The following is a 22,104-nucleotide window of genomic DNA, read 5'->3' as shown; positions in this document are numbered from 1 at the left end:
CCCGATGGCCGCGGCACCCTGTGGACCGGCCGCCTGTCCACGGCCGAACACCCCTGGCTCGCCGACCACACGCTCTACGGTCAGGCCGTCCTGCCGCCCTCCGTGCTCGTCGAGTACGCCTTCCGAGCGGGCGACCACGTGAAATGCCCGCACCTGGAGGACCTGGACTGCCACCTGCCGTTGGTGTTGCCGATCGGCGACGCCGCCCCCGCCGTGTCCGTCCAGGTGCTCGTGTCGGCAGCCGACGAGGACGGCCGCCGCGCGGTGGAGATCTTCTCCCGCCCGGGCGATGCCGCGGACGATGCGGAATGGACCCTGCACGCCTCCGGCACTCTGGCGCCCACACGTGGTGCGGGCAACGCCGGGGACGCCGTCAACGGCGTACGGGTGGAGGCGTGGCCGCCGGCCGGTGCCACCCCACTGCGGCTGGAGGACGTGTTCGAGCACCTGGCACGGGCACAGGTCGGCTTCGGCCCGGCCGTCCGCACCGTGCGGGCCGCGTGGCGGCGGGGCGAGGAGCTCTTCGCCGAGGTCGCGCTCCCCGCGGGGGCGAACGACCACACGACGGGCTTCGCGCTGCGCCCCGGCCTGCTGGACGCCGTACTCCACATCACGGGCGACCCGGCCGCGGGCGAGGCGCGGCTGCCCTCCGCTTGGACGGGAGCCGAACTGTTCGGCGTGGGCGCATCGACGGTGCGCATCCATGTCACGCCGGCGGATCAGGACGGCGGCCTGACGGTGCGGGTCACCGATGAGTCGGGTGCGCCGGTGCTGTCGGTGGGCCGGCTGGTGACGCGGCCGGTGCAGCGGGAGCAGCTGCGGGCCATGAGCGGCGGCGTGCGGGACGCGCTGTTCGACCTGGTGTGGGAACCGGCCACCTCCGTGGTCGGCCCGCCCGCTCGCCGGGTCACCTGGGGCTCACCGGAAGCGGCGGACACCGTGATCTGGGCCGTGGACGACGACCGGGCCGACGAGGTGTCGCAGACGGCGGCACGGGCTCTGTCCGTGGTGCAGGAGTTCGTGTCCGGGGAGCGGTTCGCGGGTTCGCGGCTGGTGCTGCTGACGCGGGGCGCCGTGGCCGTGTCCTCGCAGGAGGGCGCGCCTGCTCTGGGTGCGGCGTCGGTGTGGGGTCTGGTGCGTTCGGCGCAGCGGGAGCATCCGGGCCGGCTGGTGGTGGTGGATGTGGAGCCGGGGCTGTCGGCGGACGCGGAGGCGGCTGCGCTGGGGCTCGCGCTGGGTGTGGGCGAGTCGCAGGTGGCGGTGCGCGGCGGCCGGGTGGTGGTGCCGCGTCTGGCCCGGGTGGGTGAGGTGCCGGTGGGCCGGTCGGAGGGTTCGTTCGGTCCTTCGGGGACGGTGCTGGTGACGGGTGGCACGGGTGGTCTGGGCGCGTTGGTGGCCCGGCATCTGGTGTCGGCGTACGGGGTGCGGGACCTGCTGCTGGTGTCGCGCCGTGGTGCCGCCGCGGACGGGGTCGAGGTCCTGGTGGAGGAGTTGGCGGGGGTCGGGGCGCGGGTGCGGGTGGAGGCCTGTGACGTCGGTGACCGCACGGCACTGGCCGTACTGCTCGACTCGATCCCCGCGGACCGGCCGCTCACCGGGGTGGTGCACTGTGCGGGCGTCGTCGACGACGGGGTCCTGGAATCGCTGACCCCCGACCGGCTGACGGGAGTGCTGCGCCCGAAGGCCGAAGCGGCCCTGCACCTCCACGAGCTGACCGCCGGGCTCGACCTGACCGCGTTCGTGCTCTTCTCGTCGGTGGCCGGAATCTTCGGAGCGCCCGGGCGAGCACCGTACTCCGCGGCCAACGCCGTGCTTGACGCGCTGGCCCAGCAGCGGCGGGCGCAGCGGCTGCCGGCGCTGTCCGCGGCCTGGGGCCTGTGGGAGGAGGAGCGCGGAATGGGCGGCCAGGTCACCGGCGCCGACCTCGCCCGGCTCCGCCGCGAAGGCGCCGTCCCCATGTCCGCCGAGGAGGCGCTGGCGCTCTTCGACGCGGTGCTGCTGCGTGACCGTCCCCTCAGCGTCCCGGCCCGGCTGGACCTGGCGGAGCTCGGCGGCGCGGACGCCCCGCCGCTGCCGGTCCTGCGGCGGCTCGTGCCGCCGGCGCGCAGGCGGCTGGACACCGGGGACCGACAGGAGCAGGCACCCGCGAACGCGGCCGAGGAACTCGGCCGGCGCCTGGCCGGCCTCCCCGACGGCGAACAGGTCCGCACCCTGCTCGGCCTGGTACGCGACCACGCGGCCGGTGTGCTCGGCCACACCGACCCGATGGCCGTCTCACCGGACCGCGGCTTCCTGGAGTCCGGCTTCACCTCGGTGGCCGTGGTCGAACTGCGCAACCGCCTCAGCCGGGCGACCGGCGTGCGGTTCTCCGCGGCGACCCTGTTCGACAACCCGTCCCCGCGGGCGGTCGCCCGGCACATCCAGGCCGAGCTCGCCGAGATCACGGGCGGAAACGCTGCGGCCGGCACCGGCACCGGCGCGGGTACCGCCGACGCGGAGTTCCGCGCCGCGCTGTCGACGCTGCCGCTCTCCCGCCTCAAGGAAGTCGGCGTCCTGGACGCCCTGTTGAGGCTCACCGGCTTCGACGGCGCACTCGGCGCCGCTCTGCTCGCGCAGACAGCCGGGCAGCAGGACCCGAAGGGCCCCGCCGGAACCGCGGATGCCGCGGCCGTCACACCAGAGTCCATCGACGCCATGGATCTGGACAGCCTCGTGCACATGGCTATCAACACCGACGCCTGACCATTCACTGGAGTTTGCTGATGGACACCACCGACGCCCGCGTCGTTGAAGCGCTGCGCGCTTCGTTGAAGGAGACCGAGCGGCTGAAGCAGCAGCACCAGCAGCTCGTGGACTCGTTGTACGAGCCGATCGCCGTCATCGGGATGGCCTGCCGCTTCCCCGGGGGCATCTCCACCCCTGAGGAGCTGTGGCGGTTCGTCATCGAGGACGGTGACGCGATCGGCCCGTTCCCCGAGGACCGGGGCTGGGACGTGGACGCGCTCTACGATCCCGAACACCACAGGCCGGGCTCGCTGTACGTGCGCGAAGGCGGCTTCGTCGACCGCGCGGCCGACTTCGACGCCGCGTTCTTCGGCGTCAGTCCGCGGGAAGCCATGGCCATGGACCCGCAGCAGCGGCTGCTGCTGGAGACCGCCTGGGAGACCTTCGAGCGGGCCGGCATCGCCCCGGCGAGCCTGCGCGGCAAGGGCGTCGGCGTGTTCTCCGGCACCAACATCCAGGACTACTCCTCGCTGCTGCTGCGCTCCCCCGGAGCCTTCGAAGGCCACGTGGGGACCGGCAACGCGGCCGCGGTGCTGTCCGGCCGCCTCGCCTACACCTTCGGTTTCGAGGGCCCCGCCGTGACCGTCGACACCGCGTGCTCGGCCTCGCTCGTCGCGCTGCACCTGGCCTGCCAGTCCCTCCGGCAGGCGGAGTGCTCGCTGGCGCTGGCGGGCGGGGTCACCGTGATGTCCACCCCGATGGGCTTCGTCGAGTACAGCAACCAGCGGGTGCTCGCCCGGGACGGCCGCTGCAAGGCGTTCTCGGCGGCCGCGGACGGCACCGGTTTCTCCGAGGGCGCCGGTGTCCTCCTGCTGGAACGGCTGTCGGACGCCCGGCGGCTCGGCCATCCCGTGCACGCCCTGATCCGCGGCTCCGCGGTCAACCAGGACGGTGCCAGCAGCAGCCTCACCGCGCCCAACGGACGCGCCCAGCAGCGGGTGATCCGGCAGGCCCTGGCGAACGCCCGGATCCCCTCCGACCAGGTCGACGTCGTCGAGGCGCACGGCACCGGCACCGAGCTGGGCGACCCGATCGAGGCCGAGGCGCTGATCGCCACCTACGGCAAGGACCGTACGGCGGAGCAGCCGCTGTGGCTGGGGTCGGTCAAGTCCAACCTCGGGCACACCCAGGCGGCGGCCGGCCTGGCCGGCGTGATCAAGATGGTGATGTCCATGCGGCACGGGGTGGTCCCCCGGACGCTCCACGCGCAGCAGCCCACTCCGCACGTCGAATGGGACACGGGCACCGTACGGCTGGCCACCGAGCCCGTGGCATGGCCGGAGCACGGCCGTCCGCGCCGCGCCGGCGTGTCCTCGTTCGGCATCAGCGGCACCAACGCGCACGTGATCGTCGAACAGGCCCCCGCCCCCACCGACGACCCGGCCCCCGCCCCGCACGGCGACCGCGGCCCGAACCCGGCCGGCGCCCGGGCGGACGCCACCTTCCTGTGGACCGTCTCCGGCCGCAGCGAACAGGCGTTGCACGGCCAGGCGGAACGACTGGCCGACCACGTCCGCACCCACCCGGACCTGCCGCTCGCCGACCTCGCCGTCACCCTCGCGGCCCGTACGGCCTTCGAGCACCGCGCCGTGGTGCTGGGCGCGGACCGGTCCGCCGTGGAGGCGGGGTTCGGCGCACTGGCGGCGGGCCGGGAACACCCCCGGGTGGTCCGGGGGACCGGCGTCCTCGCGGGGAAGACGGTGTTCGTCTTCCCCGGCCAGGGCTCCCAGTGGACGGAGATGGCACACCGGCTGCTGGAGACGTCCGCGGCCTTCCGCGAGCGGATCGACGCCTGCGGCGAGGCGCTCGCCCCCTACGTGGACTGGTCCCTGACGGACGTCCTGCGCGGCGAGCCGGGTGCCCCGTCCCTGGACCGACTGGACGTGGTGCAGCCCGTGCTGTTCTCCGTCATGGTCGCCCTCGCCGAGCTGTGGCGCGCCCACGGCGTCGAACCCGACGCCGTCGTCGGACACTCGCAGGGCGAGATCGCCGCCGCCTGCGTCGCCGGGGCACTGTCGCTGGAGGACGCGGCCCGCATCGTCACCCTGCGCAGCGTCCTGCTGGACCGGCTGACCGGACGGGGGGCCATGGCCTCGCTGCTGCTGTCCGCCGACGCGGCCGCGCAGCGCATCGCCCCGTACGGCGACCGGCTGGCGATCGCCGCGGTCAACGGGCCCACCTCGGTCGTCGTGTGCGGGGAGCCGGAGGCCGTCGACGCGCTGGTGGCCGAGTGCATCGCGGCGCGGATCCGCGCACGGAAGGTGCCGGGCGCCACCGCTGCGGGCCACTCGCCCCAGGTGGAGGCGTTGCGAGAGGAGTTCCTCGCCCACCTGACGACCCTCGCGCCGCTCCGGGGGAGCGTGCCCTTCTACTCCACCGTCGTCGGCGAGACGGTCGACACGACCCGGCTGGACGCCGGGTACTGGTATCGGAACCTGCGCGAGCCGGTGCTCCTCGACGGCGCGGTGCGCCGGCTGCTGGAGGACGAGCACCGCTTCTTCCTGGAGATCAGCCCCCACCCGGTGCTGACCGTCGGCCTCCAGGAGACGTTCGAGGTAGCCGGCACCGCCGCCGTCGCGGTCGGCACGCTGCGCCGGGACGAAGGCGGAGAGGAACGCTTCCTCACCTCGCTCGCCGAGGCGTACGTGCGCGGCCTCCCCGTCGACCTCGCCCGCGTGCCGTACCTGTCCGGCGCCAGCCGCGCCGACCTGCCCACGTACGCCTTCCAGCGCCGGCGGTTCTGGCCCGATGACGCCACCGCGCCGGCCCCGGTGACGGTCGCGCCGGCCGGCACCGCAGACGCGGCCGCACCCGCCGTACCGGCGGCGGAGGCCGAGGACACCACCGGCCACGTGCTGCGACGCCTGGCCGAACTGCCCCGCGACGAGCACTCCGCCGTCCTGACGGAACTGGTCTGCGAGCAGGCCGCCACCGTGCTGGGCCACCGCCCGGACGACGAGATGGAGCTGATGCGGCCGTTCCAGGACCTGGGCTTCGACTCGCTCACGGCCGTGGAACTGCGCGGCCGGCTCGGCGCCGCGCTCGGCCTCTCCCTCCCCGTCACCCTGGTCTTCGACCACCCCACGCCGCAGGAACTGGCCGACCACCTCGCCACCGCAGTCGCGGACGCCCTGCCCGACCCCGCCACGGCCACGCGCACCGAGGCGCTGACCCACCTCGACAAGCTCGAGGCGGCGCTGGCCGAACTCACCGCGGCACCCGACGAGGACGACGCCATCGGCAGCCGCCTCCAGCGCCTCCTGGACGACTGGACCCGGGCCCGGACCGGCCCGGACAGCACGGCCGACGACGCCTTCGGGGCCGCCACGGACGAGGAGATGTTCGACATCATCGGCAAGAAGTTCGGCATCTCATGAGCCGGCCACCACATCACCGTCCGACGAGCCAGACGTGAAGGGGGCCGACATGGCTGACGAAGACAAGCTCCGCTACTACCTGAAGCGGGTGTCCGCCGAACTCGAGGCGACCCGGGAACGGTTGCACGAGGCGGAGGCGCGCAACGACGACCCGATCGTGATCGTGGGAATGGCGTGCCGGTATCCGGGCGGTGTGCGGTCGCCGGAGGACCTGTGGCGGCTGGTGTCGGACGGTGTGGATGCGATCGGTGCGTTCCCGGTGGACCGGGGTTGGAACGTGGGTGACTCCTCTGCCGAGGGCGGCTTCCTGTACGACGCGGCGGAGTTCGACGCGGGCTTCTTCGGTATCTCGCCGCGTGAGGCGTTGGCGATGGACCCGCAGCAGCGGCTGCTGCTGGAGACGTCCTGGGAGGCGGTCGAACACGCCGGCGTCGACCCGCACACCCTGAAGGGCACCGACACCGGAGTGTTCCTGAGCACCAGCTACCAGGAATACCTGGCGCGGGTACAGCAGACCCGCACCGAGACCGACGGGTTCATGCTCTCCGGCAGCAGCGTCAGCGTCGCCTCCGGCCGGGTCTCCTACCTGCTCGGCCTGTCCGGCCCGGCGGTGACCCTGGACACGGCGTGCTCGTCGTCGCTGGTCGCGATGCACCTGGCGGCGGACTCGCTGCGCCGGGGGGAGAGCACCCTCGCCCTGGCCGGTGCCGCCACCGTCATGTCCACCGACATCATGTTCACCGAGTTCGGCCGCCAGGGCGGTCTCTCCGCCGACGGGCGGTGCAAGGCGTTCGGGGCGGGTGCGGACGGTACGGGGTGGTCCGAGGGTGCGGGCGTGGTCGTGTTGGAGCGGCTTTCGGACGCGGTCCGCAACGGGCACCGGGTGTGGGCGGTGGTGCGGGGCAGCGCCGTCAACCAGGACGGGGCGAGCAACGGGCTCACCGCGCCGAGCGGTCCGGCGCAGGAGCGGGTGATCGGGCAGGCGCTGGCGAACGCCGGGCTGGCGGCCGGCGACGTCGACGTGGTCGAGGCGCACGGCACGGGGACGAGGCTGGGTGACCCGATCGAGGCGCAGGCCCTGCTCGCCACCTATGGCAAGGACCGGTCTGCTGAGCGTCCGCTGTGGTTGGGATCGCTGAAGTCGAACCTGGGGCACACGCAGACCGCGGCGGGTGTGGCGGGTGTGATCAAGATGGTGATGGCGTTGCGGCACGGCGAGCTGCCGCGGACGCTGTATGCGGATGAGCCGACGCCGTTGGTGGACTGGTCGGCCGGTGCGGTGGAGTTGTTGCGGGAGGCCCGGTCGTGGCCGCAGAGTGACCGTCTGCGTCGGGCGGGTGTGTCCTCGTTCGGGATCAGCGGGACGAACGCGCACGTGATCCTGGAGGAGGCCCCGCAGGCCCCGACCCCGGTCGCGGATCCGGAGGCGGATCCGGCGGGAGCTCCGGTGCCGTGGGTGGTGTCGGGGCGCAGCGCGGAAGCGTTGCGGGCTCAGGCCGGGCGGTTGTACGAGTACGCCGTCGCGCGTCCGGAGTCGGACGTGCGGGCGGTCGGTCGCGCGTTGGCGGTGACCCGGTCGGCGTTCGAGCACCGTGCCACCGTTCTCGCCCCGGACGCGGAAACCCTCCGTGCCGGTCTCGACGCCCTCGCGAACGGGCGGCACCACCACACCCTCGTCCACGGCACGGCCCGCGCCAAAGGCCGGACGGCCTTCCTCTTCACCGGGCAGGGCAGCCAGCACGCCGGCATGGGAAGGGAGCTGTACGCGGCCTTCCCGGTCTTCGCCGAAGCCCTGGAGGAGCTGGCGGCACACTTCGAGCCGCACCTGGACGAGCCGCTCCTCCAGGTGATGTTCGCGCCGGACGACACCCCGCCCGCCCGCCTGCTGCATGGTACGGACTACGCCCAACCCGCCCTGTTTGCCTACGAGGTGGCGCTGTTCCGGCTCCTGGAGAGCTGGGGGGTGCGCCCCGACGTCCTGGCCGGCCACTCGCTCGGCGAGCTGTCCGCGGCCTGCGCGGCAGGTGTGCTCACGGCGCCGCAGGCAGCCGCCCTCGTCGCCGCCCGTGGCCGGCTCATGCAGGCACTGCCCACGGACGGCGCGATGATCGCCGTACAGGCCACCGAGGAGGAGGCCCGCGCGGCGCTCGCCGGCCACGAGGGGGCGGCCGACCTCGCCGCGCTCAACGGGCCCGCCTCGGTCGTGCTGTCGGGCGACGCCGGCATCGTGACCGCACTCGCCGACGAGTGGGCCGCGCAGGGCCGCAAAACGCGCAGCCTGAAGGTGAGCCGCGCCTTCCACTCCCCTCACATGGACGCCATGACGGAGGAGTTCGGGCGGATCGCCGCCGGTCTGTCGTACGCGGCACCGCGGATCCCGATCGTCTCGGACGTCACCGGCGACATCCTGAGCGCCCGCGAGGCGCGGGACCCCGCGTACTGGGTCCGGCACGTACGCGCCACGGTGCGCTTCCACGACCAGATGCGGCGGCTGGAGCGGTACGGGGCCGGCGTCTACGTCGAGATCGGCCCGGACACCGTGCTCAGTTCGGCCGGCGAGGGCTGTCTGACCGCGGAGCCCGGACGCGCTGCTCCGCTGCTGCTGTCCGTCGCCCGCGCCGGCCGGCCCGAGGTGCCCGCCCTGCTGACCGCCCTGGCCGCGCTCCACTCGTCGGGCACCCCCGTCGACTGGCACGCCTGGTTCGGCGCCGGGCCCCGCGCGCTCGACCTGCCCGTCTACGCGTTCCGGAAGCGGCGGTACTGGCCCACCGGGCCCGTCGAGCGGCAGGCCGACCGGGCCGACCGGGCCGACCCGCAGACGCGGTCCGGCGTGCCCGAGCCCGCGGACGAGAGTCCCGGTGGGCCCCCGGAGACGGCGGCCGCCGCGTGGCGGGCGCTGCCCGGGCAGGAGCGCCACGCGGCCCTGCTGCGGCTGGTGCGCACCGAGGCGGCCGGTGTCCTGGGGCACGACGGACCGCAGGCCGTGGACCCCGACCGGGGCTTCCTCGACCACGGCTTCGACTCGCTCATGGCGGTGCGGCTGCGCAACCGGCTCGCCGCCGCGACGGGCCGGGAACTGCCGACGACCCTGCTCTTCGACCGCCCCTCGCCGGCCGCCGTCGCCGCCCACCTGGCGGCCGCGTTCGACGAGACGGGTCCGGCGGCTGTCGGCCCGTCGCTGGCCGAGCAGGTCGACCGGCTGGAGGCCGGTCTGGCCGGGCTGCCCGCCGACGACACGGAGCGCGCCCGGATCGCCGAGCGGCTCAAGGCCCTGCTCGCGGTCCACGCCCCCGCCCGGCCCGGCACCGGCCCCGAACCCGATGCCCTCGACGGGGCCACCGACGACGAGATGTTCGACCTGATCGAAAAGGAACTCCGCCTTGGCTGAGGACAACGAGACCAAACTCCGCGCGTACCTGCGGCGGGTCACGGCCGACCTGCAGCGGACCCGCCGGCAGCTGGAACAGGCCGAGGAGGCCGCCCACGAGCCGGTGGCGATCATCGGCATGGCCTGCCGGTTCCCCGGCGGCGCCGAGGACGTCGCGTCGCCGGACGAGCTGTGGGAGCTGGTGGCCGAGGGCAGGGACGCCGTCACCGAGTTCCCCGCCAACCGCGGCTGGGACGTCGACGCCGTCTACGACCCCGAACCGGGGACGCCGGGTCGGACGTACTCGCGGCACGGCGGCTTCCTGAAGGACCCGTCGGGCTTCGACGCCGCCTTCTTCGGCATCACCCCGCGCGAGGCGCTGGCCATGGATCCGCAGCAGCGGCTGCTGCTGGAGACCTCCTGGGAGGCGTTCGAGCACGCGGGGCTCGACGCGACCGGGCTGCGGGGCACGGACGTCGGGGTGTTCGTCGGCTCCAACAGCAACGACTACCTGATCAACGTGCTCGACGCGCGGGAGGAGGCCGAGGGGTTCATCGGCACCGGCAACTCCGCCAGCATCCTCTCCGGCCGCATCTCCTACACCTTCGGGTTCGAAGGGCCGGCCGTCTCGGTCGACACCGCCTGCTCCTCCTCGCTGGTCGCGCTCCACCTGGCCGCCCAGTCCCTGCGGCAGGGCGAGTGCTCCCTCGCGCTGGCGGGCGGCGCGACGGTGATGGCCACACCGACCGCCTTCATCGAGTTCAGCCGGCAGCGGGGACTCGCGCCCGACGGCCGGTGCAAGTCCTTCTCGGCCACCGCCGACGGCACCACCTGGTCCGAGGGCGCCGCCGTCCTCCTCCTGGCCCGTCTCGGTGACGCCCGCCGGCTGGGCCACCCGGTCCTGGCGGTCGTACGCGGCAGCGCGGTCAACCAGGACGGCGCGAGCGCGGGGCTGACCGCGCCCAACGGGCCGGCGCAGCAGCGGGTGATCCGGCAGGCCCTGACCAACGCACGGCTGACCGCCGACCGCATCGACGCGGTGGAGGCGCACGGCACCGGAACGCCGCTGGGCGACCCGATCGAGGCCCAGGCCCTCCTGGCCACCTACGGGCGCGCCCGCGCCGCGGGGCGGCCGCTGTGGCTCGGCTCGCTGAAGTCGAACCTGGGCCACACGCAGTCGGCGGCCGGCGCGGGCGGCGTCATCAAGATGGTGATGGCCATGCGGCACGGCATGCTGCCCCGCACCCTGCACCTGACCGAGCCCACACCGCGCGTCGACTGGTCCGCGGGCGACATCAACCTGCTGACGCAGGAGCAGCCGTGGCCGGACAGCGGGGAGCCGCGCCGCGCGGCCGTCTCGTCGTTCGGCGTCAGCGGTACCAACGCCCACGTCATTCTGGAGAGCCCGCCCGCCGAGGACCCGGCCGCGCAGCCGCCGACCGGCACGGCGGCCGTCCCCTCGGGCGTGCTGCCCTGGATGGTCTCGGGCCGGAGCGAAGAGGCCCTGCGCGGGCAGGCCGAACGCCTGGCCGCGCATCTGGCCGCGGGGCCGGACCGGTCCCCGGAGGCCATCGCGGCCGCCCTGGCCACGACCCGCGCCGCCTTCGGCCACAGGGCCGTCGTGCTGGGCCGGGACCACGAGGAGCTGCTCGCCGGCCTGACGGGCGTGGCACACGGCCGCCGCGCCCCGGGCGTGGTCACCGGCCGCACCCTGCCCCCGGGCGGCAGGACGGCGTTCCTCTTCCCCGGCCAGGGCAGCCAACGACCCGGCATGGGGCGCGAACTCGCCGCCGCACACCCGGTGTTCGCCGACGCGCTGGACGAGGTGTGCACCGAGCTGGACCGGCACCTCGACCGGCCGCTGCGCGAGGTGATGTTCGCAGCCGAGGGCACGCCGGAAGCCGCGCTGCTCGACGCCACGGCCTACACCCAGCCCGCCCTCTTCGCCGTGGGCGTCGCACTGGCGCGGCTGCTGGAGGACTGGGGGCTGCGCCCGGACCTCGTCGCGGGGCACTCGGTGGGCGAACTCACCGCCGCCCACGTGGCCGGAGTCTGGTCGCTCGCCGACGCCTGCGCCCTGGTCGCGGCCCGCGGCCGGCTCATCCAGGAACTGCCCGCCGGCGGCGCCATGGTCGCCGTCCAGGCCGGCGAGGCCGAGGTCCGGGCCCAACTCGCCGACACGGGCGCGGCGGTGGACGTCGCCGCCGTCAACGGCCCCGACGCGGTCGTGCTCTCCGGCGACGAAGGGCCCGTGTCCGCGACGGCGGACGCCTGGGCCGAGCGGGGCCGCCGTACCCGCCGGCTCCGCGTGAGCCACGCCTTCCACTCGGCCCGCATGGACGCGATGACCGCGGCCTTCGCCGAGGTCGCGCACCAGGTGTCCTACCGGGCCCCCCGCATCCCCCTGGTCTCGGCCCTCACCGGCGCCCTCGCCGGGGAGGACCTCTGCCGCCCGGAGCGCTGGGTGCGCCACGTCCGGGACACGGTCCGCTTCCACGACGCCGTCCGCGTGCTGCACGAGCAGGGCGCCACCCTGTTCCTGGAGTGCGGGCCCGGGGGAGTGCTCACCTCCGCCGGGCGGCAGTGCCTGACCGAGGCCGCCGCCGAGACGTTCGTCCCCGTGCTGCACGGGCGCGCACCGGAGCCGGAAGCCGTGCTCACGGCCGTCGCCCAGGCCCACACGCTGGGCGCGTCACCGGCCTGGGACCGCCTGCTGCGCCCCGCCGGGCCCCGCGTGGAGCTGCCCACGTACGCCTTCCAGCGCCGCCCCTACTGGCTGGCCGGCATGGCGGGCGCGGGCGGCGACGCCCCGGGAGCCCGCCCGCGAGGTGCGGCCGCCGCCCCGGCGCCGGCCGCGTCCGCCGCCGTGCCCACGGCGCGCAGGTTCGCCGACCTGCCCGGCGAGGAGCGCGACGCGCAGCTGCTCGCGCTGGTGCGCGAGCAGGCCGCCGCAGTGATCGGCGGCTCGGGCGCCGCCGACATCGAACCCGACGGCTCCTTCCTCACCCTGGGCTTCGACTCCCTCATGGCGACCGAGCTGCGCATCGCCCTGTCCGCCGAGTGCGGACTGCCGCTGCCCGCCGGCGTCGTCTTCGACCACCCCACGCCCACCGCGCTGACCGGGTTCCTCGGTCAGCAGCTCACCGCCGCCGGGACCGGTGGCACCTCCCCCGCCGCACCGTCGCCGTACTCCCTCGAAGCGCTCTACCGCGGCGCCAACGAACTGGACCGGCCCGAGGACGCGCTGGAGCTCACCAAGGTCGCCTCGCGGCTGCGCCCGGCCTTCGCCACCGCGGCCGGGGCGGGCCAGGACCCCGTCACGGTGGACCTGGCACCGGCCACCGACCGGCCCGGCCTGATCTGCTGCCCGGCACCCGTGCCGCTGTACGGGGCGCAGCAGTACGCCCGGCTCGCCGCCGGCTTCCGGGGCTCCCGCGGCGTCTCGGCCCTGCTCGCACCCGGATTCGCACCGGGCGAACTGCTGCCCGGCGACTTCCCCGCGATGCTGGAGTTCCTCGCCGAGGGCGTGCGCCGTCGCGCGGGCGGAGCACCCTACGCCCTGCTGGGCCACTCCTCCGGCGGCTGGTTCGCGTACAGCCTCGCGGCCCACCTGGCCCGCACCGGACCGCGCCCGCAGGCCGTGGTGCTGCTGGACACCTATCTGCTGGCGGACCCGGCCCTCCACCGCATGCAGCGGGAACTCGCCCAGGGCGTACTCGACCGCGAGGCCGACTTCGGAGCGATGACCGACGTCCGGCTGACCGCCATGGGCCGGTACTTCGAGTTCTTCACCGACTGGGTGCCCGAGGAGCCGGGCGTGCCGACCCTGCTGCTGCGCGCCTCGGTGCCGCTCGGGCGGGTCGCCGAAGGCCAGGCCTGGCAGCCCGACTGGAAGTTCGACAGCACTGTCGTGGACACGGAAGGCGACCACTTCACCATGATGGACGAGCACGCTCCGCAGACGGCCCGGGCCGTCGACGCCTGGCTGGCCGGCCTCCCGGCCCCGCACGCCGCGCCGGGTGAAACGGCTGACCAGCGATGACGAACCACGCCCCGGCACCCCGTGACACCCACCCCGACCCGTGGATCCGCCGCTTCCACCCGGCCCCCGGGGCCCCCGTGCGGCTGCTCTGCCTCCCGCACGCAGGAGGCGCCGCCAGCGCCTATTTCGCGCTGTCCCGGGAGCTGGAGCCGCACGTGGAGGTGCTGGCCGTGCAGTACCCCGGGCGCCAGGACCGGCGGCAGGAACGGCCGTTGGACTCCATCGACGCCCTGCGCGACGGGGTCGTGGCGGCCCTCGGCCCCTGGCGGGACCGGCCGCTGGCGCTGTTCGGCCACAGCATGGGAGCCGTACTGGCCCACGAGGTGGCGCGCGTCCTGTGCGAGGACGGCGACACGCCCCCGCTCCACCTGTTCGTCTCCGGGCGCGGTGCCCCCGGACAGAAGGTGGAACGGGCCCTGGACGAGCTGGACGACCGGGCGATGGTCGCCGCCCTCGGCGAACTCGGCGGCACGGACCCACGGCTGCTCGACGACGAGGAGGTGCTGCGGATGGTCGCACCGGCCATCCGCAGCGACTACCGCGCGGTCCGCACGCACCACCACGTCCCCGGCCCGCCGCTGCCGTGCCCGGTGACCGCGCTGGTGGGCGACACCGACGCGATGGCGCCGGTGGAATCCGTCCGCTCCTGGCGCGCGCACACCTCCGCGGATTTCCGGATGGAGGTTTTTCCGGGCGGGCATTTTTATCTCGCGGAACAGCTCCAGAAAATGAGCCGACTTGTGTACGATAGGATCACTGAATCGCACTTGGTGCAGGCGATCGGCTGACGGATCGACATCTTCTCCGTCCGAGCCGGTGCAACATTCCCATTCTTTTCTTGGCGGTGGCCGCGCGGCCGGCCCGCTTTCCGACGTTCTTCGGATCCTGTGCGAAATGAATCCAGACGGGGGTCTGCGTGCGAAACGAATTGTTCGAACTGGGTGACATACCGCCGCTCGGCACCGTGCCCGAGCGCATGTACGCCTCCGTGATCCGCAGGGAGCGCTACGGGCCGCCGCACCAGGCGTTCCGCACCGAGGTGGTGGACGTGCCGGAGGTCGGGCGCGGCCAGGTGCTGGTCTGGGTCATGGCCGCCGGCATCAACTACAACAACGTCTGGGCCTCGCTCGGCCAGCCCGTCGACGTCATCGCCGCCCGCCGGCGCCGCGGCGAGCCGGAGGACTTCCACATCGGCGGGTCCGAGGGATCGGGCGTGGTGTGGGCGGTCGGCGAGGGTGTCAGCCAGGTCGCCGTGGGCGACGAGGTGATCCTGTCCGGCTGCCAGTGGACGGAGACCGCCGCCGACATCCGCCTCGGCGCGGACCCCATGACCTCCCACTCGCAGTCGGTGTGGGGCTACGAGGGGAACCACGGCTCCTTCGCCCAGTTCGCCCTCGTCGACGAGTACCAGTGCCACCCCAAGCCGCCGGGGCTGACCTGGGAGGAGGCCGCCTGCTTCCTGCTCACCGGAGCCACCGCCTACCGCCAGCTGTGCGGCTGGGCACCGCACGACGTGCAGCCCGGCGACCCCGTCCTCATCTGGGGCGGCGCCGGCGGCCTCGGCTCGATGGCCATCCAGATCGTCCGCCAGCGGGGCGGCGTCCCCGTCGCCGTGGTGTCGGACGAGGAACGCGCCGGCCACTGCCGCCGGCTCGGCGCCCAGGGCGCCATCAACCGTCTCGACTTCGACCACTGGGGCCGGCTGCCCGACATCGGCGACCACGAGGCCATGGACCGCTGGACCGAGGGCGTCAGGGCGTTCGGCCGCCGGTTCTGGGAAGAGCTCGGGGAGCGCAGGGCGCCGCGCATCGTCCTCGAACACAGTGGTCAGGACACCATCCCGACGTCGATGTACCTGTGCGACACCGCCGGCATGGTCGTCATCTGCGGCGGCACCACCGGCTACAACGCCGACGTCGACCTGCGCTACCTGTGGATGCGGCAGAAGCGGCTCCAGGGCTCGCACTACGCCAACCTCCGCCAGTGCCGTGACGTCATCCGCCTCGTCGCCGACGGGCGCATCGACCCCTGCCTGTCCTGGACCGGCGGCTTCGAGGACGTCGGAAAGGCGCACCAGCTGATGCACGACAACCAGCACCCGCAGGGGAACCAGGCCGTTCTCGTCAATGCACAGACGACGGGCCTGACCACCCTCTGACGCATTTCCCGGTGGCCCCCGGGCACCCCCAAATTTCCGTCGCAGCCCCACCGCGCCCGGAAATCGTGAGGAACCGAACCCGGCGAGCCCGGGGAATTCCGGCAACAAGAACCATGAAGGAGATTCCATGGACCGGCTCGACATCCTGTGGAGCGAGCGCGAGATCCGTGCCGTGCTGCAGCGCTACTGCCGCGGACTGGACCGGCTCGACGAGGAACTCGCCAAGTCCGCCTACCACGACGACGCCCACGACGACCGCGGCGTCATCCGAGGCAACGCCCACGACTTCGTCAAGCAGATCATCCCCGTGCTCCGCGACGCCTACAGCGGCACCCTGCACACGCTGCACGGCAGCACCATCGAGATCGACGGCGACACCGCGGGCGTGGAGACCTACTGCACCGCCCACCACGTCCGGGACGCCGACGGCGTCAGGCGGGTCGAGCAGTTCGCCGGCCGCTACGTCGACCGGTTCGAACGCCGCGACGGTGCATGGAAGATCGCCCGCCGGCTCGTCCTGAGCGACTACAGCCTCGTCCACGAGGTGCCGATCGACCCCGCCGAGGCCCAGGCCGGTTTCAACCTGGGCCGCCGCGACCGGGACGACGCGAGCTACCAGGTGCTGCCGCTGCGCGGCCCCGGGGCACCCACCCTCTGACCCCACCCCGCAACAGGCCGTTCGCCCCCTCCCACCCCGCCACTTCCTGGAGGCCAGACCGTGTCCGACACCGAGCAGCGCCCGCCCACGCTGCCCCGTCAGCGCAGCTGCCCGTTCTCCCCGCCCCCCGAGCTGGAGGAGCTGCGGCGCACCGATCCCGTCAGCCGGATGAGCTTCGCCGACGACTCCGAGGGCTGGCTGCTGACCCGGCACGCCGACGTCCGGGCCGCACTCGCCGACCCCCGCGTCAGCTCCCACCCGGGCAGGACGCCCCAGCCCTGGCGCAACCTCGCTCCCGAGATGCGCGCAGAGGTCTACCTGCCCGGCTTCCTGATCTTCATGGACCCGCCGGACCACACCCGCTACCGCCGCCTGCTCACCAAGTGGTTCACCATGCGGGCGATCCGCAGGATGCAGCCGCGCATCGACCGGATCGTCGCCGACGCCCTCGACGCGATGGAGGCACAGGGCGGTCCCGTCGACCTGGTGCAGTCCTTCGCCCTGCCGATTCCGCTGTACGTGATCTGCGAACTCATGGGCGTGCGCTACGAGGACCGCGACGACTTCATGGACATGGTCCTCAGGCTCCAGGCCCTGGACGCCAGCCCCGAGGAACTCGGCGCCACCGGCGCGCGGATGAACGAGTTCATGATGAACCTGGTCGCCGACAAGCGGAAGAACCCGGGCGACGACCTGCTCAGCCACCTCGCCCACGACCCGGACGCCGACCCGCCGCTCACCGACCTGGAGATCGCCGGCATCGGGGTGCTGATGCTGATCGCGGGCCACGAGACCAGTGCCAACATGCTGGGCATCGGCACCTACACCCTGCTGGAGAACCGCGACCAGTGGGACCTGCTCTGCAAGGACCCCGGCCTCATCGACCGCGCGGTCGAGGAACTCCTGCGCCACCAGACCATCGTCCAGCAGGGACTGCCCCGCGGCATCACCGAGGACCTGGACGTCGCCGGCCACCCGGTGAAGGCGGGAGAGGCGGTGCTGGCCTCGCTGCCCGCGGCCAACCGCGACCCCGAGGTCTTCCCCGACCCCGACCGCCTCGACATCACCCGCGAGCACAACCCGCACCTCGCCTTCGGCCACGGCATCCACCTCTGCCTGGGCATGGAGCTGGCCCGCGTGGAGATGCGGTCGGCATGGCGCGGCCTCGTCACACGTTTCCCCGGCCTGCGCATGGCGGCCCCGCCGGAGGACATCCGCTGGCGCGACGACCAGATCGTGTACGGCGTCTACAACCTTCCGGTGACCTGGGACGGTGCCCGGTGAGCGGCACCGGGCCGAGCGGCACCGGGGCGGACGTGCGGGCGTGCCCCTTCGGTGCCGGTGAGGCACCGGCGTACCCCTTCCACGACCCGGACCGGCTGGAACCCGACCAGTACTGGGAGCCGCTGCGCCGCGAGCAGCCCCTCCAGCGCGTCACCCTGCCCTACGGCGGTGAGGCGTGGCTCGCCACCCGGTACCAGGACGTGCGCAAGGTGTTCACCGACCGCAGGTTCTCGCGGGCGCTGGCCGTGGCGCCCGGCGCCCCCCGGTTCCTGCCGCACCAGCCGCCGGCGGACGCGGTGCTGAGCGTCGAGGGGCCCGACCACGCCCGGTTGCGCCGCCTGGTCGGGAAGGTCTTCACGCCCCGTCGCGTGGAGGAGATGCGACCGCTGATCCAGCACACCGCCGACCGCCTCCTCGACGCCATGGAGGAGATCGGCCCGCCCGCGGACCTGGTCGAGGACTTCTCGCTGCCGTTCGCCGTCGCCATGATCTGCGAACTGCTCGGTGTGCCGCCCGAGGACCGCACCCGGTTCTGCGCCTGGTCGGACGCCCTGCTGACGACCACCGCGCACACGCCCGCCCAGGTGCGCGACTACATGATGCAGATGCACGCCTACCTCGGCGAGCTCGTCGCCGAGCGGCGGGTGCGGCCCACCGAGGACCTGATCGGCGCCCTGGTGACCGCGCGCGACGAGGACGACCGGCTGACCGAGAGCGAACTGGTCAGGCTCGCCGAGGCCATCCTCATCGCCGGGTACGAGACCTCGGCCAGCCAGATCCCCAACTTCTGCTACACCCTCTTCCGCCGCCCTGAGCTGCTGGAGCGGCTCAGGAACGACCACGGCCTCATCCCGGACGCCGTCGAGGAACTGCTGCGGTACGTGCCCATCGGCACCGTCGACGGATTCCCCCGCACGGCCACCGAGGACGTCGAACTCGGCGGAGTCGTCGTCCGGGCGGGGGAGACCGTCGTGCCGTCGATGGGCGCGGGGAACCGGGACCCCGAGGTGTTCACCGATCCGGAGGAGCTCGACCTGACCCGGCGCCCGAACCCGCACCTGGGCTTCGGCGCCGGACCGCACCACTGCCTGGGCTCCCAACTCGCCCGTGCCGAACTCCAGATCGCGCTCACCACACTGCTGCGCCGATACCCCGGACTGCAGCTGGCCGTACCCGAGGAGCACCTCTCGTGGAAGGCCGGGCTGATGGTCCGCGGCCTGCACACCATGCCGGTCACCTGGTGAGAACACGGCCGTCCCCGGCCCGCCGGAACCCCCGTCGGGCCGATGTCCGACCCGAACGAACGAAGGCGGAGCGACCCCAGTGAACACCATCCACGAGCGCGAGCACCGGCCGGAGGACGTGGACATGGACCCCGAGGTCCTGCGCCGGCTGAGCGAGGTGGTGCGGGCACGAGGGGGAGCGGCACAGCTGTGCGTCCTCCGGCACGGCGTGCCGGTCCTCGACCGCTCCTTCGGCTGCGACTCCGATTCCCTCTTCCTGCTGTACGCCGCCAGCAAGCCGTTCGCCGCACTGGCCGTGCACCTGCTCGCCGAGCGCGGCGACATCGAGCTGGACCGGCCGGTGGCCGCGTACTGGCCCGAGTTCGCCCGGCACGGCAAGGGTGACGTGACGGTTCGCCACGTCCTCCAGCACCGGGCCGGGGTGCCGGCCGGTCGGGGCATGGTGCGCACCATGCGCACCGCCACCGACTGGGAGAAGTCGGTGCGCGACCTCGAAGAGGCCCGGCCCCGCTGGGCGGGCGGCGAGGTCGCCGCCTACCACTTCATGAGCTTCGGGTTCATCCTCGGCGAGCTCGTCCAACGCGTCACGGGGCGGCCCTTCCGCGAGACCCTGACCTCCGGGCTGCTGGAGCCGCTGGGGCTGCACGATTTGCATCCAGGACTGCCCGATCACGCCTGGGACCGGCATGTCCCGGCCCGCGCCGGCCACCCCTCGGAGTGGCCGAACCAATGGATGAGCAACCGCCGCGGGTATCGCCAGGCCGTGATTCCGTCCGCGGGAATTTCGGGTACGGCACGGCAACTCGCGCGCTTTTACCAGATGCTTTTGCAGGGAGGTACTCTCGACGGAATTCGGGTATTGAGTCAGGAAACCGTGCTGGAAGCCAGGAAGCCATCCAATGACGGGGAAACCGACGCGTCATTGAAAAGGCCGGTCCGCTGGTCCCACGGATTCATGCTCGGTGGACCGGGGCCGGATCCCCAGGACCTGTCCAACGTCCTCGGTGCGAGGAGCGACCGGAACGCGTTCGGGCATGCGGGGACCACGTCCAGCGTCGTCTGGGCGGACCCGTCCCGCGACCTCGTGGTCGCGTATCTGTCCAATATCCAACCCCAGTTCGGGGCCGGCATCGGCCGTCTGCGCGAGGTGAGCGACCTGGCCCTCGCCGCCTGCCCGGCAACCTGACCGGATTCGTTCTCTCCCATACCCTTTTCGGGGGCGGTGCCCGTAATCGGTGGATCGCTCGGCATGGCGCCGTGGCCGCGCCGTCGAGGAACTGCGGGTTTCACTCGACAGACGAGTGACGCATCGCACACTTGAGCGATCGCCTCTTATGGCATCATGATCATCACGAGTATTGGGCAGTCGTGCCAGAAAAAGCCGACATGCACCGACGCTTGGTGACGAACTCAAGGGGGAAGAGTGAGGAACATGCCGGTGCCCATCGCCGACTTAAATCCGGGAGCCGCTCCGCAGATAGGAATACTCGGCCCCTTGGAGGTCCATCCCGCCGGACAATTCGAGCACCGGGTGTCGGTGGGCGGAATTCGCATTCGCGCACTACTGGGTGCGCTGACCGCGCGGCGCGGGAAGGTCATGACGAGCGAGCAGATCCTCAAAGAGGTCTGGTCCGAGAGTCAGCCGGTCACCGAGCGGAAGGCGGTCGCCGTGGCCGTCCTGCGGTTGCGCCGGGTGCTCGGCGATTCCGAGGGGAAGTGGCTGCTGACCCGCCCCTCCGGGTACGTCCTGAACGTCCCCCCGGGTCACGTGGACGCCGTGCGTGCGGAGCGCCTGGTCCGGGAGGGCAAGGACGCGCTGGCCGCCGGTCAGGCCGGCCTCGCCTCCCGGTGCCTCACCCGGGCGCTCGCCCACTGGCGGGGAGATCCCTATGCCGACGCCGGCACGTCACCGGCCGTGGTCCAGCACGTCACGGAACTGGAGAGCCTCAGGTCCGAGGCGGTCCAGGCGCGGATCGACGCCGATCTCGCCCTGGGGCGGCACCGTGAACTGATCGGCGAACTGCGCTCGTTGACTGCGGCGAATCCACTGCACGAGCCGCACTGGCTGCAGTTGATGCTGGCGCTGTACCGCTCCGGCAAACAGGCCGAGGCGCTGGCGGCCTACGTGGAGCTGCGTCGGACCCTGGCCGAGAACATGGGAGTCGACCCGGGACAGCAGCTCCAGGACCTGTACCTGCGCATGCTCCGGGTGGACACCGGCCTGCTGACCGGACCCGTCCCCACCCTGTCGTGGCAGTCCTGACGTGAGGGTTCCCTCAGCGACGCAGATCACCGGCCGAAGGCCGCGAGGGGTGTGCCGTTCTCGGGTAACCTCGGGCCCAGATGGGTAAGTTACCGCTTAGTAAGCCCCTGGCAGTCCTGCCCTCGCAGGCTTGAGGAGTCCTTCCATGCAACTCGCCGCGATCATTGTGTCGCTGGTCCTGACCGTGGTCGGCGCGGCGGTGATCGCACGCGCCGTCGGTCAGTTCGTCCGGTACTTCAGACTGGGCCAGCCGGTACCGGCCGGCCTCCGGACCGACAACCCGTACCAGCGCACCCTGACCGTGGTGCGCGAGTTCGTCGGCCACACGCGGATGAACCGCTGGGGCGTCATCGGCGTGGCGCACTGGTTCGTGGCGGTCGGGTTCCTCACGCTCGGCCTCACCATCGTCACCGCGTACGGCCAGCTCTTCAAGCCCGACTGGACCCTGCCGATCATCGGCGGGTTCCTGCCGTACGAGGTGTACACCGAGCTGATCGCCGCCGGTACGACCCTCGGCATCCTGACCCTGATCGTCGTCCGCTTGCTGAGCCTGCCCTCGCGGGCGGGCCGCAAGTCCCGTTTCGCGGGATCGAAGATGGGCCAGGCGTACTTCGTCGAGTGCGTCATCGTGATCATCGGTCTCGCGATCATGGCGCTGCGCGGCCTGGAGGGCGCCCTGCACCACGTGGACCACTACGAGGCGGCGTACTTCGCCTCGTACCCGCTGGTCCTGGCCTTCAAGGGGCTCAGCGTCACGGCGCAGGAGAACCTGGTCTACCTGTTCGCCATGATCAAGCTGGGCACCACGATGATCTGGGCGATCACCATCGGTCTGAACACCAACATGGGTGTCGCCTGGCACCGCTTCCTCGGCTTCCCGAACATCTGGTTCAAGCGCAACGCCGACGGCGCGAGCGCGCTGGGTGC

General features: G+C 72.9%; 11 protein-coding genes and 1 pseudogene. All 12 read left to right on the top strand.

Features of this window, described 5'->3' with window-relative positions; all coding sequences use genetic code 11:
- The coding region (locus tag ACIQUT_RS39570; RefSeq protein ID WP_403570504.1) for a type I polyketide synthase at positions 1-2,742 on the top strand (2,742 nt) is incomplete at its 5' end.
- 20 nt (positions 2,743-2,762) lie between these two features.
- Entirely contained in the window at positions 2,763-6,161 is a 3,399-nt protein-coding gene (locus ACIQUT_RS39565; RefSeq protein WP_403570502.1) for a type I polyketide synthase, read from the top strand.
- Between the two features lie 34 nt (positions 6,162-6,195).
- Positions 6,196-9,549, top strand: a complete 3,354-nt coding sequence (locus tag ACIQUT_RS39560; protein ID WP_403570501.1) for a type I polyketide synthase — start codon at positions 6,196-6,198, stop codon at positions 9,547-9,549.
- The gene (locus tag ACIQUT_RS39555) at positions 9,542-13,570 is read left to right on the top strand and encodes a type I polyketide synthase (protein ID WP_403570499.1); all 4,029 of its coding nucleotides are present in this window, start codon (positions 9,542-9,544) and stop codon (positions 13,568-13,570) included. The genes ACIQUT_RS39560 and ACIQUT_RS39555 overlap by 8 nt, the downstream gene beginning before the upstream one ends.
- Positions 13,567-14,358: a thioesterase II family protein gene (locus tag ACIQUT_RS39550; protein WP_403570497.1), complete on the top strand. Its 792-nt coding sequence runs from the start codon at positions 13,567-13,569 to the stop codon at positions 14,356-14,358. The genes ACIQUT_RS39555 and ACIQUT_RS39550 overlap by 4 nt, the downstream gene beginning before the upstream one ends.
- 128 nt (positions 14,359-14,486) lie before the next feature.
- Positions 14,487-15,728 (top strand): crotonyl-CoA carboxylase/reductase, encoded by a 1,242-nt coding sequence (ccrA, locus tag ACIQUT_RS39545; RefSeq protein ID WP_403570495.1) that lies wholly within the window; start codon positions 14,487-14,489, stop codon positions 15,726-15,728.
- 127 nt (positions 15,729-15,855) lie between these two features.
- Positions 15,856-16,386, top strand: a complete 531-nt coding sequence (locus ACIQUT_RS39540) for a nuclear transport factor 2 family protein (RefSeq protein WP_403570494.1) — start codon at positions 15,856-15,858, stop codon at positions 16,384-16,386.
- A 60-nt stretch (positions 16,387-16,446) separates the two neighbouring features.
- Positions 16,447-17,670 carry a cytochrome P450 gene (locus ACIQUT_RS39535; protein WP_403570492.1) on the top strand — a complete coding sequence of 408 codons (1,224 nt, stop codon included), beginning with the start codon at positions 16,447-16,449 and terminating at the stop codon, positions 17,668-17,670.
- A complete protein-coding gene (locus ACIQUT_RS39530; RefSeq protein ID WP_403570490.1) occupies positions 17,667-18,914 on the top strand; it encodes a cytochrome P450 in 1,248 nt (415 codons plus the stop codon). The genes ACIQUT_RS39535 and ACIQUT_RS39530 overlap by 4 nt, the downstream gene beginning before the upstream one ends.
- 79 nt (positions 18,915-18,993) lie before the next feature.
- On the top strand, positions 18,994-20,100 hold the full coding sequence (locus tag ACIQUT_RS39525) for a serine hydrolase domain-containing protein (RefSeq protein ID WP_403570488.1): 1,107 nt from the start codon (positions 18,994-18,996) through the stop codon (positions 20,098-20,100).
- 246 nt (positions 20,101-20,346) lie between these two features.
- Complete coding sequence (locus tag ACIQUT_RS39520) at positions 20,347-21,177, top strand: BTAD domain-containing putative transcriptional regulator (RefSeq protein ID WP_403570487.1); 831 nt, start codon at positions 20,347-20,349, stop codon at positions 21,175-21,177.
- A gap of 145 nt (positions 21,178-21,322) precedes the next feature.
- Positions 21,323-22,104: pseudogene (locus ACIQUT_RS39515) on the top strand (Fe-S oxidoreductase); the annotation flags it as partial.

This window comes from Streptomyces sp. NPDC090445, from assembly GCF_044769385.1.
Taxonomy (GTDB): Bacteria; Actinomycetota; Actinomycetes; order Streptomycetales; family Streptomycetaceae; genus Streptomyces.
This window is presented reverse-complemented; position numbering and strand designations above follow the sequence as displayed.

Coding starts and splice junctions, on each gene's coding strand:
- ACIQUT_RS39520 (WP_403570487.1), top strand. CDS start 20,347: ATGCCGGTGCCCATCGCCGACTTAAATCCGGGAGCCGCTCCGCAGATA.
- ACIQUT_RS39550 (WP_403570497.1), top strand. CDS start 13,567: ATGACGAACCACGCCCCGGCACCCCGTGACACCCACCCCGACCCGTGG.
- ACIQUT_RS39565 (WP_403570502.1), top strand. CDS start 2,763: ATGGACACCACCGACGCCCGCGTCGTTGAAGCGCTGCGCGCTTCGTTG.
- ACIQUT_RS39540 (WP_403570494.1), top strand. CDS start 15,856: ATGGACCGGCTCGACATCCTGTGGAGCGAGCGCGAGATCCGTGCCGTG.